At 34.7% G+C, this 16,071-nt stretch carries 15 protein-coding genes and 1 riboswitch; all 15 genes read left to right on the forward strand.

Annotated elements, in window-relative coordinates:
• The first annotated feature begins 20 nt into the window (after positions 1–20).
• The 15 genes from Q4Q39_RS08390 to Q4Q39_RS08460 all read left to right on the forward strand — a co-directional run bounded on the left by Q4Q39_RS08390 (position 21) and on the right by Q4Q39_RS08460 (position 16,023).
• Positions 21–266 carry a DUF2061 domain-containing protein gene (locus Q4Q39_RS08390; protein ID WP_425555563.1) on the forward strand — a complete coding sequence of 82 codons (246 nt, stop codon included), beginning with the start codon at positions 21–23 and terminating at the stop codon, positions 264–266.
• Positions 254–898 carry a phosphoadenosine phosphosulfate reductase domain-containing protein gene (locus Q4Q39_RS08395; RefSeq protein WP_303281962.1) on the forward strand — a complete coding sequence of 215 codons (645 nt, stop codon included), beginning with the start codon at positions 254–256 and terminating at the stop codon, positions 896–898. The genes Q4Q39_RS08390 and Q4Q39_RS08395 overlap by 13 nt, the downstream gene beginning before the upstream one ends.
• A 113-nt stretch (positions 899–1,011) precedes the next feature.
• A complete protein-coding gene (gene cysD / locus Q4Q39_RS08400; RefSeq protein WP_303281963.1) occupies positions 1,012–1,917 on the forward strand; it encodes a sulfate adenylyltransferase subunit CysD in 906 nt (301 codons plus the stop codon).
• Between the two features lie 96 nt (positions 1,918–2,013).
• Positions 2,014–3,261: a sulfate adenylyltransferase subunit 1 gene (locus Q4Q39_RS08405; protein ID WP_303281964.1), complete on the forward strand. Its 1,248-nt coding sequence runs from the start codon at positions 2,014–2,016 to the stop codon at positions 3,259–3,261.
• A gap of 11 nt (positions 3,262–3,272) precedes the next feature.
• Entirely contained in the window at positions 3,273–5,381 is a 2,109-nt protein-coding gene (locus tag Q4Q39_RS08410; RefSeq protein WP_303281965.1) for a ferredoxin-like domain-containing protein, read from the forward strand.
• A 54-nt stretch (positions 5,382–5,435) separates the two neighbouring features.
• Positions 5,436–6,242, forward strand: a complete 807-nt coding sequence (gene cobA / locus Q4Q39_RS08415) for a uroporphyrinogen-III C-methyltransferase (protein WP_303281966.1) — start codon at positions 5,436–5,438, stop codon at positions 6,240–6,242.
• An 11-nt stretch (positions 6,243–6,253) separates the two neighbouring features.
• The gene (locus tag Q4Q39_RS08420) at positions 6,254–6,841 is read left to right on the forward strand and encodes a precorrin-2 dehydrogenase/sirohydrochlorin ferrochelatase family protein (protein WP_303281967.1); all 588 of its coding nucleotides are present in this window, start codon (positions 6,254–6,256) and stop codon (positions 6,839–6,841) included.
• 1 nt (position 6,842) lies between these two features.
• Positions 6,843–7,895: an NAD(P)/FAD-dependent oxidoreductase gene (locus tag Q4Q39_RS08425; RefSeq protein WP_303281968.1), complete on the forward strand. Its 1,053-nt coding sequence runs from the start codon at positions 6,843–6,845 to the stop codon at positions 7,893–7,895.
• Positions 7,896–7,910: 15 nt separating this feature from the next.
• Positions 7,911–8,651 carry a serine O-acetyltransferase EpsC gene (gene epsC / locus Q4Q39_RS08430; RefSeq protein WP_303281969.1) on the forward strand — a complete coding sequence of 247 codons (741 nt, stop codon included), beginning with the start codon at positions 7,911–7,913 and terminating at the stop codon, positions 8,649–8,651.
• Entirely contained in the window at positions 8,638–9,528 is an 891-nt protein-coding gene (gene cysM / locus Q4Q39_RS08435; protein ID WP_303281970.1) for a cysteine synthase CysM, read from the forward strand. The genes epsC and cysM overlap by 14 nt, the downstream gene beginning before the upstream one ends.
• Positions 9,529–9,602: 74 nt before the next feature.
• A riboswitch (SAM riboswitch) is annotated at positions 9,603–9,713 on the forward strand.
• 56 nt (positions 9,714–9,769) lie between these two features.
• Entirely contained in the window at positions 9,770–10,783 is a 1,014-nt protein-coding gene (locus tag Q4Q39_RS08440) for a homocysteine S-methyltransferase family protein (protein WP_303281971.1), read from the forward strand.
• A gap of 53 nt (positions 10,784–10,836) precedes the next feature.
• Positions 10,837–11,118 carry an antibiotic biosynthesis monooxygenase family protein gene (locus Q4Q39_RS08445; protein ID WP_303281972.1) on the forward strand — a complete coding sequence of 94 codons (282 nt, stop codon included), beginning with the start codon at positions 10,837–10,839 and terminating at the stop codon, positions 11,116–11,118.
• Positions 11,118–13,793 (forward strand): methionine synthase, encoded by a 2,676-nt coding sequence (metH, locus tag Q4Q39_RS08450; RefSeq protein ID WP_303281973.1) that lies wholly within the window; start codon positions 11,118–11,120, stop codon positions 13,791–13,793. Before Q4Q39_RS08445 ends, metH begins: the two co-directional genes overlap by 1 nt.
• Before the next feature lie 130 nt (positions 13,794–13,923).
• On the forward strand, positions 13,924–14,880 hold the full coding sequence (gene metF / locus Q4Q39_RS08455; protein WP_303281974.1) for a methylenetetrahydrofolate reductase [NAD(P)H]: 957 nt from the start codon (positions 13,924–13,926) through the stop codon (positions 14,878–14,880).
• A gap of 45 nt (positions 14,881–14,925) precedes the next feature.
• Positions 14,926–16,023 (forward strand): acyloxyacyl hydrolase, encoded by a 1,098-nt coding sequence (locus Q4Q39_RS08460; RefSeq protein ID WP_303281975.1) that lies wholly within the window; start codon positions 14,926–14,928, stop codon positions 16,021–16,023.
• Positions 16,024–16,071 lie beyond the last annotated feature (48 nt).

The raw sequence follows: 16,071 nt of genomic DNA on the forward strand, positions 1-16,071 counted from the left end.
AACGACAAATGATAGCGCAGATGTTATTAAAAAACAAAGAAAAGTCTACTTATAAAGCCGATAGTACTGGTGAAAAACCTATCAGGAGTATTGCTAAGGCTTTAAGTTGGAGGGTTATAGGGACTCTAGATACATTGATTGTTTCTTATATATTAACTCAGGAGATAACAGTGGCATCACTTATAGCATCTGTGGACTTTTTAACTAAAATGGTATTATACTTTTTCCATGAAAGACTTTGGAATAAGATTAAATGGGGAAAATAAATAGAAAGAAGATGTTTACAGAAAATCAAATACAAGAATTGAATGAGGCATTTAAAGAGGCCTCTCCAATAGACATTATAAAAAAAGCTTTTGAGCTTAATACTAAAGCTTTAGTAACAACTAACTTCAGACCTTACGAAGCAGCTATTTTGCATGCTGTAAATTCGGTTGAAGCAAAAGTGCCAGTTGTTTGGTGCGATACGGGTTATAACACGCCCCAAACATACAAACATGCAGAGCAGGTGATTAAAGATTTAGATTTAAATGTCTTTTTATATGTTCCAAAACAAACATCATCACATCGCGATGTTGTTATGGGAATTCCTAGCATTGATGCTCCAGAGCATGCATTATTTACAGAACAAGTAAAACTGGAGCCTTTTAGAAGAGCAATGGAAGAACACAAGCCAAACGTTTGGTTTACAAACCTTCGTCAAGGACAAACAGCATTTAGAAATAGCATTGGGATTTTTAGTTTGAGTAACGATGGCGTATTAAAAGTGAGTCCTTTTTATTACTGGTCTGATGAAAAATTAGACCGTTATTTAGAAGAAAATAATTTGCCAAACGAATTTAAATATTTCGATCCAACGAAAGCATTAGAAAACAGAGAGTGTGGTTTACATGCGTAGAACAGTATGCAGTTGTAGTAAACAGAATAGATAAAAACATTAAAATAACAAATATTCTTGCTTTTACCCGAGTAAGAATTCCTCCCCTTTTGGGAGGCTAGGAGGGGCTAATTATGAATAAAGATACATCACATATCAACTCATTAGAGAACGAAGCGATATACATCATGAGAGAAGTAGCGGCACAGTTTGAAAAACCAGTGTTGTTATTTTCAGGAGGAAAAGATTCTATTACTTTAGTGAGGTTAGCTGTAAAAGCGTTTTATCCAGCTAAGATCCCATTCCCTTTAATGCATATTGATACAGGGCACAATTTTCCTGAAACTATAGAATTTAGAGATCGATTGGTTAAAGAATTAGGATTAGAACTTATTGTGCGGAATGTGCAAGATTCTATCGATCAAGGAAAAGTGAAAGAGGAAACAGGTAGATATTCAAGTAGGAATCAACTTCAAACAACAACACTTTTAGATGCTATAGAAGAGTTTAAGTTCGATGCTTGTATTGGTGGTGCACGTCGTGATGAAGAAAAAGCAAGAGCTAAAGAACGTATTTTTTCTGTACGTGATGACTTCGGACAGTGGGATGAGAAAAACCAACGCCCTGAGTTATTCGATATGTTGAATGGAGATATAGAACATGGACAAAATGTTCGTGTATTCCCAATTTCAAACTGGACAGAATTAGATGTTTGGTCTTATATAGAGAAAGAAGATATAGAAATACCATCAATTTATTTTGCCCACAAACGCAAAGTGTTTTTAAGAGACGGTATGATCTGGTCTGCAGAAGACGATGTTGTTTATAGAGATGACAATGAAGAAGTGGTAGAAGAATTAGTGCGTTTTAGAACGGTAGGAGATATGAGTTGTACAGCGGCTGTATTGTCTGATGCTGTTTCTATCTCTAAGGTAGTACAAGAAATTAGAGAAAGTACTATTTCAGAGCGTGGTGCGCGTATTGACGATAAACGTTCTGAGGCAGCCATGGAGAAACGTAAACAACAAGGGTATTTCTAAAATACCAATTTTTGTCATTTCCGCGAAGGTGGAAATCTTTTAAAAAGAATATTTAATAAGCTAAGAGCCCAGAGCAAATAGCAAAGCCAAATAAAAATGGAAGTATTAAAAATTGCAACAGCAGGAAGTGTAGATGATGGTAAGAGTACCTTAATAGGGCGTATTCTATACGATACAAAATCATTGACTACAGATAAGTTAGAAGCTATTGAGAAAACAAGTAAACAAAGAGGTTACGATTATTTAGATTTTTCTTTAGCAACCGATGGTTTGGTAGCAGAAAGAGAACAAGGAATTACAATAGATGTCGCTCATATTTACTTTTCAACAGCTAAGAAAAGTTACATTATAGCAGATACACCTGGCCACGTGGAATATACACGTAATATGGTAACAGGAGCTTCAACATCTCAGGCGTCTATCATTTTAATTGATGCTAGAAAAGGGGTGATCGAGCAAACAAATCGTCACTTTTTCATCAATAATTTATTGAGAGTTAAAGATATTGTTGTTGCCATTAATAAAATGGACTTAGTAGATTATTCTGAAGAAACCTACAATAAAATTAAAGCAGATTTTTCAGAATTAATGAGCAAAAGAGACTATCAGGACCAAAAAATAACTTTTATTCCTGTTAGTGCTTTAAAAGGAGATAATGTTGTAAATAAAACGGATAAGATGCCATGGTACAAAGGTCAGACTTTATTAGAGCATTTAGAAGAAATAGATAAAGCAGATATTTTTAATATCGGAACCCCAAGATTTCCGGTACAGTATGTAATACGTCCAAAAACTGAAGACTTTCACGATTTCAGAGGGTATGCAGGAAAAGTATACGGAGGAAATTTAAGTGTTGGAGATGATATCGTTGTATTACCGTCGCAGACAAAATCTAAGATAAAAGATATTTATTTCTATGATGAAAAGTATGAAACGGCTTCAAGACGTTCATCAGTAACCATCACTTTAGAAAATGATATTAATGTGAGTAGAGGAGATATGATTGTAAAAGATGGTGATTTGCCAACTATAGAGAAACAATTTACAGCCAATGTATGCTGGATGGATTCTAGCCAGTTAACACCTGGAGGTAAATATGTCGTACAACATGGAGTGAATAAAGTATTAGCGAAAGTTGATAGAATTAATCATAAAATTAACCCAGACTATTCTGGAATAGAAGAAAATGTTACAGGTTTAAATGTTAATGATATTGCTTCGGTAACTTTCAAATTAAATAAGCCAATCTTCTATGATCAATTTAGAAATCATAGAACTAACGGTTCGTTTATCTTAATCGATACACAAAACAATAATACCGTAGGGGCTGGCTTCATTCAATAAAAAAAAGAAAAATGCAAAGTTTTAGAACAGAAATAGAAAATCCAATTGTCGAAAACGACATTATAGAATTAGCGAATAAAATCGAGCTTTTTCATAATGGTAAAATAGACGAAGAAAAGTTTAGAAGTCTTCGTTTAGCAAGAGGTGTTTATGGTCAACGCCAAGAGGGTGTACAAATGATTCGTATTAAATTGCCTTACGGAAAAGTTAAGAGTAATCAATTGCGAAGAATTTCGGAAGTATCTGATGAGTATTCTCGTGGACGTTTACACATTACAACACGTCAGGATATTCAAATTCACTATGTTGATTTAAACAGAACACCAGAACTTTGGGCTGAATTAGAACGTGATGATGTTACTTTGAGAGAGGCTTGTGGTAATACGGTTAGAAATGTAACGGCTTCTGAAACGGCAGGGATTGATGTTAACGAACCATTTGATGTATCGCCTTATGCAGATGCTTTATTTCGTGCGTTCTTAAGAAACCCTATCTGTCAGGAAATGGGACGTAAGTTCAAAGTGTCTTTCTCTTCTTCAGATGAAGACACTGGGTTGTCATACATGCATGATTTAGGTTTTATTGCTAAGATTGAAAATGGTGTACGTGGATTTAAAGTGATGCTTGGAGGGGGACTAGGTTCCCAGCCACGACATGCAGATGTATTATATGATTTTTTAGAAACAGATAAGATCATTCCCGTAATGGAAGGTGTTTTAAGGATTTTTGATCGTCATGGTGAGCGTAAAAGCCGCGCCAAAGCACGTATGAAATTTTTAATAAAAGATATCGGATTAGAGGCTTTTAAGGCATTAGTTGAAGAGGAGCAAAATGCAATTGAGTTTAAATCGGTTGCTATTGATGCAGATGTGTATGAAGCTTCAATACCAGTGGAAATAAGTGAGATTCCACAAGTTGAAATAAAAGACCAAAAAGCTTTTGAAACTTGGAAGTCAACGAATCTGATTCCTCAAAAGCAGGATGGTTATGTAGCGATAGGCATCAAAGTACTTTTAGGAGATTTTTATACAGATAAAGCAAGATTGTTAGCAGATCTAGTTGAAAAATATGCAGCTGGAGAAATAAGACTATCATTACGTCAAAATATTGTTATTCCTTTTGTAAAAGAAGCATTAGTACCATTTTTTTATAACGAATTAGAAAAATTAGGATTTGTAGAAGCGGGTTATAACAAAGCAGTAGATATTACAGCATGTCCAGGAACAGATACTTGTAATTTAGGAATTGCAAGTAGCACAGGAATTGCAGATGAATTGGAGCGTGTTATCAAATCAGAATACCCGCAGTACCTAAGTAATGAAGATCTAGTTATTAAAATTAGTGGATGTATGAATGCTTGTGGACAACACAATATGGCAAATATTGGTTTCCAGGGGATGTCTGTTCGTACACCAGACAAATTAGTAGCACCAGCATTACAAGTATTATTAGGTGGAGGTAATTTAGGAGATGGTAGTGGTGTATTTGCAGATAAGGTGGTTAAGGTTCCAAGTAAAAGAGGTCCAGAAGCTTTAAGACGTATTTTAAACGATTTTGAAGCAAATGCCAATGGAAAGCAATTTGTAGAATACTATAAAGAAAAAGGAGAAAAGTATTTTTATGATTTCTTAAACGATCTTCAAGACGTTACTAATTTAACTCAAGAAGACTTTATCGATTGGGGAGAAGAAGAGAAATATGTTAAGGAAATTGGTATTGGAGAATGTGCAGGTGTTGTTATCGATTTAATTGCGACATTATTTTTAGAAAGTGAAGAAAAGATTGATAATGCAAAAAAATCCTTTGATAACAAAGTGTATTCAAGTGCTATTTATCATGCATATAGTTCTCTAGTTAATTCCGCGAAAGCGTTGCTATTAGCAGAAAACAAGAAAACAAATACGCATGCAGGTATCGTGAGTCAGTTTGACGAATTATTTGTTACAAGTGGAAATATAGATTTAGGAACATCTTTTTCAGAATTGATATATCAAATTAATAAATTTGCACCAACAGAAGAGTTTGCTGCAAAGTATATCGAGAATGCAAACTTATTTTTAGATAAAGTAAGAACATTCAGAGAAACTGAAACTGAGAAACTTCAGAAAAAAGCTGTTTAGGAAGTGTCATTCTAAATGTAATAAAGAATCTTTTTTACAGAGGTTTTTATAAAGATGAGTAAAAAAAACGAAAATAAAGATATAGAGAATTCTTTTCCCCCTTCGGGGGTTAGGGGGCGTTTAACGGTCGTAGGAGCTGGACCAGGCGATGTGGATTTAATAACGCTTAAAGCGATAAAATCTATAGAATCTGCAGATGTTATTCTGTACGATGCTCTTATAAATGAAGCCTTATTAGAATACGCTTCAAGCGAGGCAGAACTCATTTTTGTGGGGAAACGTAAAGGTTGTTATGCTTTTCAGCAAGAACAAATAAATGAGCTTATAGTTAGTAAAGCTAAAAGCCATGGTCATGTAGTGAGACTGAAAGGTGGCGATCCATTTATATTTGGAAGAGGCGCAGAAGAGATTGATTATGTAAGACAGTTTGGGTTAGAAACCTTTGTGGTTCCTGGAATATCATCGGCCCTTGCAGTCCCAGCATATCAAGGGATCCCTTTAACCAAACGAAACGCTTCAGAAAGTTTTTGGGTTATTACGGGTACAACTAAAAATCACCAATTATCATCAGACGTTGCTTTAGCTGCAAAATCAACAGCGACTGTAGTAATTTTGATGGGAATGGGTAAGTTGACCGAAATAGTTCGTATTTTTTCAGAGGAAAACAAACAAAACACATCTATTGCTATTATTCAAAATGGCACCAGAGACGATGAAAATGTTGGTATTGGTACTATTGAAACCATTAGCGATATTGTAGCTGAAAAACAATTAACAAACCCAGCTATTATTGTTATTGGCGATGTTGTTAAAGAACGTGCTGTATTAACCTCTATTTATAAAGAAGTTAATAGTATATAGCCTGATTAAGTATGGAAGAAAGGAATAATTTATATCCTATTTTTTTAAAGACAAAAAACTTACATGTACTTATTGTAGGTGGTGGTTTTGTGGCTGAAGAAAAATTAACTTTTTTATTAAAGTCTAGCCCTGATGCGAAGGTTACCATGGTATCACCTATGTTTAGAGACGGTACTATAACGCTAGCAAAGAAAGGTGATGTTGCCTTGGTTGAGGATACATATAATAAAAGTTATTTAAACGGAAAGCATATTGTTGTAGCTACGACCGATGTTCCCGAAGTAAATATAGACGTTTGGAAAGATTGTAGAGCAGAGGCCAAATTAGTTAACGTTGCAGATAATCCGCCATATTGTGATTTTTATATGGGAGGTATCGTAACAAAAGGTCATGTGAAAGTAGCGATTTCAACAAATGGAAAGTCGCCAACAACAGCCAAAAGATTACGTCAGTTTTTTGAGGATGTCATTCCAGAAAATGTAGACGATTTGGTTAAGAATTTAAATGAATATAGAAAAACAATAAAAGGTGATTTCGAGCAAAAAGTAGAAACGCTTAATGAATTTACCAAAGGATTAATTTCAAAAAAAGAATCATAATATGATTAAAACAGATATACTTATAATAGGTGCAGGTCCAACTGGATTATTTACGGTTTTTGAAGCAGGTTTATTAAAACTTAAGTGTCACTTAATTGATGCACTACCACAACCGGGTGGGCAATGTTCTGAGATTTATCCAAAAAAACCTATTTATGATATTCCTGGATTTCCAGAAATTTTAGCAGGAGATTTAACAAAAAACCTTTTAGAGCAAGGGAAGCAATTCGAGCCTGGATTTACATTAGGTGAGCGTGCAGAAACTATAGAAAAACAAGAAGATGGCTCTTTTATTGTTACAACAAACAAAGGCACACAACATCATGCACTTGTAGTTGCTATAGCAGGAGGGCTTGGGTCTTTTGAGCCTAGAAAACCAGCTATTGAAGGTATTGCAGATTATGAGGATAAAGGTGTTGAATACATTATAAAAGATCCTGAATTTTATAGAGATAAAAAAGTAGTGATTTCTGGAGGTGGGGATTCTGCTTTAGATTGGAGTATTTTTTTAACCGATGTGGCTTCAGAAGTAACATTAATTCATCGAAGAAACGAGTTTAGAGGCGCTTTAGATTCTGTAGAAAAAGTTAGAGAATTAACACTTCTAAATAAAATAAAATTAATCACACCAGCTGAGGTTAAGGAACTTCATGGTGATGGAAAAATAGAAGCAGTTTCTGTGGTTAAAGACGGTGAAACGACTAAAATAGATACCGATCACTTTATTCCTCTATTTGGTTTATCTCCTAAATTAGGACCTATAGGGAATTGGGGGTTAGATATAGAAAAGAATGCTATAAAAGTTGATAATTCCTTAAACTACCAAACAAATATTCCTGGTATTTTTGCTATAGGTGATGTAAATACGTACCCTGAGAAATTAAAATTAATTCTTTGTGGTTTTCATGAAGCGACGTTAATGTGTCAAGCAGCATATAGAATTATCAATCCAGGTAAAAAATATGTATTAAAATATACAACCGTTAGTGGTATTGATGGTTTTGATGGAACTCGTAAAGAAGCACCAAAAGCAGTAGTCCAAGCTATTAATTAGAAATATATTTAATACATGAAAAGCTATAACGTTTGCCTAAAAGATACGGTTAAAACATTCACAAAACGACTGTTTTATTCGCTATTTGATTGCGAACAAGAAGAGATTCATGGTGATTATTTAGAGAAAACATTTCTTAAAATAGTGTCGTCATTAGAAATAGAAAATGGCGAAACATTATGGAAAAGCTTTAAAGGGGAGCTTCCGGAAATTAGAAAAACGTTAGACCTGGATGCTATTGCATTTGAGAATAATGATCCGGCATCTCATTGCTTGGAAGAAATATATTTAGCGTATCCAGGTTTTCATGCCATATCTATTTATAGGTTAAGTCATGCCTTGTATAACCTTGGTGTGTATATTTTACCTAGAATGATGAGTGAATACATTCATGGTATTACAGGAATCGATATTCACCCAGGTGCTACTATAAGTGACTCGTTTTATATAGATCACGGTACAGGGATTGTAATAGGAGAATCTTCTATTATAGGTAAACATGTTAAAATATACCAAGGGGTAACCTTGGGTGGTATTCAAGTGGCAAAAAGTCTGGCATCGACAAAAAGGCATCCTACCATAGAAGATAATGTAACTATTTACGCAAATGCTACTATTTTAGGTGGTGATATTATTATTGGAGCGAATTCAACTATTGGAGCCAACGTTTGGATTACACAATCCGTTCCAGAAGATTCATTAGTGACCTATCAAACTGAAATTAAAATCAGACCCAAAAAGAATGGCATACGGTAAAAGAATCCTTGATCAAATTGGAAATACGCCAATTGTAGAAGCAAGTCATATTATTGAAAATAAAAACGTTCGATTGTTTTTTAAGCTCGAAGGAAATAACCCAGGAGGAAGTGTAAAAGATCGTGCCGCTTTTAATATGATTAATGAAGCATTAAAACGAGGTGATATTGAAAAAGGAGGAACCTTAGTTGAAGCTACTAGCGGGAATACAGGCATTGCTCTAGCATTTATTGCGCAGTTATTAGGGTTGAATATGGTACTAATCATGCCAGAGAATTCTACCGAAGAACGTGTTAAAACAATGCGAGCTTATGGCGCTGAGGTTATTTTAACGCCTGCAGATGTAGGTATTGAAGGCTCTAGGGATTTGGCGTTTAAATTGAGAGATGAAAAAGGATTTACGCTTTTAAATCAGTTTGAAAATAACGATAATTGGAAAGCACATTATAAAACGACCGGACCAGAAGTTTGGAGAGATACAGAAGGAGAAATTACGCATTTTGTATCTGCGATGGGAACAACTGGGACCATTATGGGGACGTCAACTTTTCTAAAAGAAAAAAATAAAAATATAACCATTGTAGGAGCGCAACCGGCAGATGGTGCTAGAATACCAGGGATTAGAAAATGGTCACCAGATTATGTCCCTAAGTTTTTTGATCGTTCTAAGGTGGATGTCGTAGTGGATGTTAATGAAGAAAATGCTAAAGTAACGACCCAACGTTTAGCCAAAGAAGAAGGTCTTTTTGCAGGAATGAGTAGTGGAGGCGCTGTTTATTGTGCTTTAGAAATTGCAAAAACTATTGACAAAGGTGTTATAGTTGCTATTATTTGTGATAGAGGTGATCGGTATTTGTCGTCACCATTGTTCGAATAATACAATTTTTAATAAAATTATAAGGATAAGAAAAATATAGTTGTTATTTTTGTCCCCAGTTCATAAATGTATTAATGTTATCAAGAAAGGCAGAGGGAATAGACCCGTTGAAGCCTTGGCAACCCTTTAACTTTAAAGAAGGTGCTAAATTCTACTAATGTTTAGAAATATTAGAAAGATAACGAAAAGTGTTTCCTTTACTTTTCTTGATGACATATGATATAGAATAAAAAATATCAAAATGTCGAATATACAACAAGCTTTACAAGAACGTATTTTAGTGCTGGATGGTGCTATGGGTACGATGTTACAAGCTTATAAATTTACCGAAGCCGATTTTAGAGGAGATCGATTTAAGGATTACCCAACACCATTGCAAGGTAATAATGACTTGCTGTCTATTACACAGCCACAAGCTATTAAAGAAATACATGCTAAATATTTTGAAGTAGGTGCAGATATCGTAGAAACCAATACCTTTTCCGGAACAACAATCGCTATGGCAGATTATCAAATGGAAGATTTGGTATACGAGCTTAATTACCAATCTGCAAAGATTGCCAAAGAGGTTGCCGATGCGTTCACAGCAAAAGAACCTCACAAACCACGTTTTGTAGCTGGATCAATCGGTCCAACAAATCGTACAGCAAGTATGTCTCCAGATGTTAATGACCCTGGTTATAGAGCCGTTACATTTGATGAATTGCGCATAGCTTATAAACAACAAGTGGAAGCTCTTATTGACGGAGGATCCGATTTATTATTGGTAGAAACGGTTTTTGATACCTTAAATGCTAAAGCGGCGTTGTTTGCTATAGAAGAAGTTAAAGACGAACGCAATATTGATATCCCTATTATGCTTAGTGGTACGATTACAGATGCATCAGGAAGAACACTTTCTGGACAAACGGCTGAGGCATTTTTAATTTCTGTATCACATATTCCACTATTATCAGTTGGCTTTAATTGTGCTTTAGGGGCTAATTTATTGCAACCACATTTAGAGGCAATTGCTTCTAAAACAGATTTTGCAATATCGGCACATCCCAATGCAGGTTTACCAAATGCTTTTGGAGAATATGACGAAACACCAGAAGAAATGGGCGCACAGATAGAAGAATATTTAAAAAAGAATTTAATAAACATTATTGGAGGCTGTTGTGGTACAAGCCCAGAACATATTAAAGTCATTGCAGACTTAGCTGCTAAGTACAAGCCAAGGACTGTTATTTCTGAGAAAACAGAAACCTTATAAAATAGACCTGTCAGGTTTTTAAAACCTGACAGGTCTCGCTAAGTAAATAAAATATGATACTAGAAGTAGCCATACTAAATATTAAAAAAGGACTTTCAACAGATTTTGAAAAAGCTTTTAGTGAGGCTAAGAATATTATTTCATCAATGAAAGGATATATATCCCACGAATTAAAAAAGTGTGTCGAACAAGAAGATAAATATATATTATTAGTGAATTGGGAAACGATTGAAGACCATGAAGTAGGGTTCAGAAAATCGAATGAATATCAAAAATGGAAAGCTTTATTACATCATTTTTACGAACCATTCCCAATAGTAGAACATTATAAATAATGAGCAAGATTCAAGAAAAATACATGCGTTTATCAGGATTAGAACCACTAGTCCTTAACGAAAACAGTAATTTTATTAATGTTGGAGAACGTACTAATGTTGCAGGGTCGCGTAAGTTTTTAAGATTAATAAAAGAAGAAAAATTTGATGAGGCATTAGATGTTGCACGTCATCAAGTAGATGGAGGCGCACAAATAATAGACATCAATATGGACGATGGTCTTATTGATGGAAAAGAATCCATGGTTCGCTTTTTAAATTTAATTGCTGCCGAGCCAGATATTTGCCGGGTTCCTATCATGATAGACAGTTCTAAATGGGAAATCATTGAGGCAGGACTTCAGGTGGTACAAGGTAAATGTGTTGTAAACTCTATTTCTTTAAAAGAGGGTGAAGAAAAGTTTATCTGGGAAGCAAAACAGATTAAACGATATGGAGCAGCCGTTATTGTAATGGCTTTTGATGAGGTAGGACAAGCCGATAACTACGAGAGACGTATTGAAATATCTAAGCGATCTTATGATGTTCTGGTAAATAAAGTTGGCTTCCCATCGGAGGATATCATTTTCGATTTAAATATTTTTCCTGTAGCAACAGGAATGGAAGAGCATCGTAAAAATGCTATTGACTTTATAGAAGCAACACGTTGGGTACGCGAAAACTTACCAAATGCAAGTGTTAGTGGAGGGGTGAGTAATGTATCATTTTCTTTTAGAGGTAATGATGGTGTTCGTGAAGCGATGCACTCAGTATTCCTATACTATGCGATTCAGGCAGGTATGAATATGGGAATTGTAAACCCAGCACTTTTAGAGGTATACGATGATATTCCTAAAGATTTATTAGAACACGTTGAAGATGTTATTCTAGATAGAAGAGAGGATGCTACTGAGCGTTTATTGGATTTTGCTGAAACTGTTAAAGGGTCTAAAGTAGAAAAGACTGTAGATTTATCATGGAGAGAAAATTCACTTCAGGAACGTATTACACATGCCTTAGTAAAAGGAATTGATGCCTTTATTATTGAAGATGTTGAACTAGCAAGGCAAGAAGCTGAAAAGCCTATAGATGTGATTGAAGGTCATTTAATGATTGGAATGAATGTGGTTGGTGATTTGTTTGGAGCTGGAAAAATGTTTTTGCCGCAAGTAGTTAAATCGGCAAGAGTAATGAAAAAAGCTGTGGCTTATTTAAACCCGTTTATTGAAGCTGAAAAAGGCGAAAAACAACAAGCCTTAGGAAAAGTCTTGATGGCAACCGTAAAAGGTGATGTACACGATATTGGAAAAAATATAGTAAGCGTTGTTCTTGGCTGTAATAATTATGAAATAGTTGATCTGGGAGTTATGGTGCCGCCAGAAAAGATAATCTCAGAAGCTAAAGAGCATAATGTAGATGCTATTGGATTATCAGGTTTAATTACACCGTCTTTAGATGAAATGGTGTACTTAGCTAAAGAAATGGAACGCCAGAATTTTTCGGTACCATTACTTATAGGAGGCGCAACAACATCGAAGGCACATACCGCAGTTAAAATTGATCCTCAATACAAGAATGCTGTGGTGCATGTAAATGATGCCTCCAGAGCGGTAACTGTTGTTGGAGACTTATTGAATAAGAAAACGTCTAATGCATATGTTGCAAAACTTAAAAAGGATTATGATGAATTTCGTGAAAAGTTTTTGAAACGAGGCAAAGAGAAATCATATATATCCATAGAAGAAGCCCGAACTAAAAAATATAGCATAGACTGGGAAACGTCTAACATTGTAAAACCTAATGAGCTAGGAATTCAAAAATTAAAACAACTAAGTTTAAAAGAATTGTTGCCATACATAGATTGGAAACCGTTCTTTATTTCATGGGATTTACATGGTAAATTTCCTGAGATATTAACTGATGAGGTTGTGGGTGAACAGGCTACCCAATTATATGAGGATGCCCAAGAAATGATTAAGCAAATTGTTGCAAAACAGTTATTAAAACCAAAAGCTGTATTTGGTTTGTTTGAAGCTAATACTATTAATGATGATGATATTTCTATTCAGAAAAAAGGCCGTGAGATTGCAGTATTTAGAACCTTGCGTCAACAATTAAAGAAAAGAGATGGCATTCCAAATATTGCCCTGTCCGATTTTATTGCTCCAAAGGAAACAGGTAAAACGGATTATATGGGGGCATTTTGCGTTGGTATTTTTGGAGCACAAGAATTAGCAACTTATTACAAAGAAAAAGAAGATGATTATAATTCTATAATGGCACAAGCCATTGCAGATAGGTTTGCAGAAGCATTTGCAGAATATTTACACAAGCAAGTGAGAGTAAAACATTGGGGTTATGCATCAAATGAAGATTTATCTAATGAAGAATTAATAAAAGAAACCTATAAAGGGATTCGTCCGGCACCAGGTTATCCAGCATGCCCAGATCATTTAGAAAAAGAAACGATTTGGGAGTTATTAGATGTAGAAAAACTTATTGGAGTGACATTAACAGAAAGTTTAGCCATGTGGCCAGCAGCAGCGGTTTCAGGATATTACTTTGGAAATCCAGAAGCTAAATATTTTGGTTTAGGGAAAATTACAGATGATCAGGTAACCGATTATGCTAATAGAAAAGGTATTGAAAAAGATAAAGCTCGAAAGTGGTTGCATCCTAATCTTGCTGAGGAGTAAAAGCCCCTCCTAGCCTCCCCAAAGGGGAGGAACAAATGAGGTAAAGAAAGAACTTAAGAATTTATAAAAGAATTTAAAAATTAAAATATGCCCATTAAAAGCCCATCCGAAGGAGGGGTTGGGGAGGCTTATGAAAGTAACAGATCACATAAAAAAAGCTAACGGAAAAACATTATTTTCCTTTGAAATTATTCCGCCGCAAAAAGGTAGAAATATTCAGGAATTGTATAATAATATAGATCCTTTAATGGAGTTTAATCCACCATTTATTGATGTAACAACCTCTAGGGAACAATACATATATATTGATAAAGGTGATGGGTTATTAGATAGGAAAATAACGCGTATGCGTCCGGGAACTGTTGGTATCTGTGCTGCTATAAAACACAAATATAATGTAGATACAGTGCCACATGTATTATGCGGGGGCTTCACAAAAGAAGAAACGGAATATTTGTTGGTCGATTGTCATTATTTAGGTATTGATAATGTGATGGCATTACGTGGTGATGCCATGAGTCATCAAAAATATTTTGAACCTTCAAAAGGAGGGAATCACTATGCAACAGATTTAGTGACACAAATTCAGAATTTGAATTGCGGAAAGTATTTGCATGAGGTTATAGAGTCAGATCATAAATCTGATTTTTGCATTGGTGTTGCTGGTTATCCTGAAAAGCATATGGAAGCACCTTCTTTACAAGCAGATTTAAGACGCCTTAAAGAAAAAGTAGATGCTGGAGCAGATTATGTCGTAACACAAATGTTTTTTGATAATAAAAAATACTTTGATTTTGTAGATCAAGCTAAAAAGGCAGGTATTAATGTTCCCATAATTCCGGGTATAAAACCTTTAGCTGTTAAACGTCATTTACAAGTGCTGCCTCAAGTCTTTAAAATAGATTTACCAGAAGATTTAATTGATGAAGTTGAAAAGTGCAAAGACAATAAGCAGGTAAGGCAAGTGGGGGTAGAATGGGCTATAAAACAATCGGAAGAACTTAAAAAAGCAGGTGTCCCAGTGCTTCATTATTACTCTATGGGTAAGAGTGATAATATAAAAGCTATTGCATCACAGTTATTTTGATAATTCTGTTATTTTTGCTCTTCAAACAAATCTATTAATCTATTAATGAGGTTATTTTTAGTCTGTATTTTTTGTGCAGTTCTTAGTGTATCTTTCTCACAAGAAAAGAAGCATACATCTTATATCGATGTTAATTACCTTAAAGGAAACATTGCGTTACACAATAAAGATATTCTGCATTTAATAAAAGGGCATCCTGAAGGTTTTATTTTAAGTTGGAATAAAAAAAACTATGGGTTTAAAGATTGGGAACAGCGCTACAACTATCCAGATCATGGTGCGTCTTTTATATATCAAGATCTAAAAAATGAAGATTTAGGTAACGTTGCTTCGTTATACGCACATTACAATTTTTACTTTTTAAAACGGAATTTGATGTTTCGTGTAGGCCAAGGTCTAGCTTATGCAAATAATCCTTATGATAAAGTAGACAATTTTAGAAATATAGCCTTTGGTTCTAAAATACTTGGTTCTGTCTATGTCATGCTTAACTACAAAAAGGAGCGTATTATAGATAAGTTCGGTTTACAAGCTGGAGTGTCACTTATTCATTACTCTAATGGAAATACAAAAGCACCCAATACAAGCATAAATGTTATTGCTTTAAATGTCGGGGTGACCTATAGTTTAGATGATGAAGCCCCAGAATTTCAATATACATTAGATGAGAATGACCGTAAATTTACAGAGCCTATAAAATATAATATAGTATTTAGAACTGGTATTAATCAAAGTGATATTGTTGGTAGTGGGCAATTCCCTTTTTATGTTTTTTCCGCTTACGCAGACAAGCGTATCAATGTGAAAAGCGCATTTCAATTTGGAGCCGATATTTCCTTTTCAAATTTTTTAAAAGAGTATATTTATTATAGATCGGTTGCTTTTCCAGAAGACAATTTATCTGGAAATGAAGATTATAAAAGGGCAAGTGTTTTTGCTGGACATGAATTATTTATCAATAAAATATCAGTCATCTCACAGTTAGGGTATTATGTGTATTACCCATTTGATTTTGAAGGACGTACATATTTTAGAATAGGTTTGAAACGCTATTTTGGAGAAAAGTGGTATGGTGCTTTAACGCTAAAATCGCATGGTGCAAAAGCAGAAGCGATAGAATATGGAATAGGTATTAGGTTATAGATTGCCATTCCTGCGAAGGCAGGAATCTTATAAATTGAAACTTAAAAT

Origin of the sequence: Flavivirga amylovorans (assembly GCF_030540875.1) — a bacterium.
In the GTDB taxonomy this organism is placed as follows: Bacteria; Bacteroidota; Bacteroidia; order Flavobacteriales; family Flavobacteriaceae; genus Flavivirga; species Flavivirga amylovorans.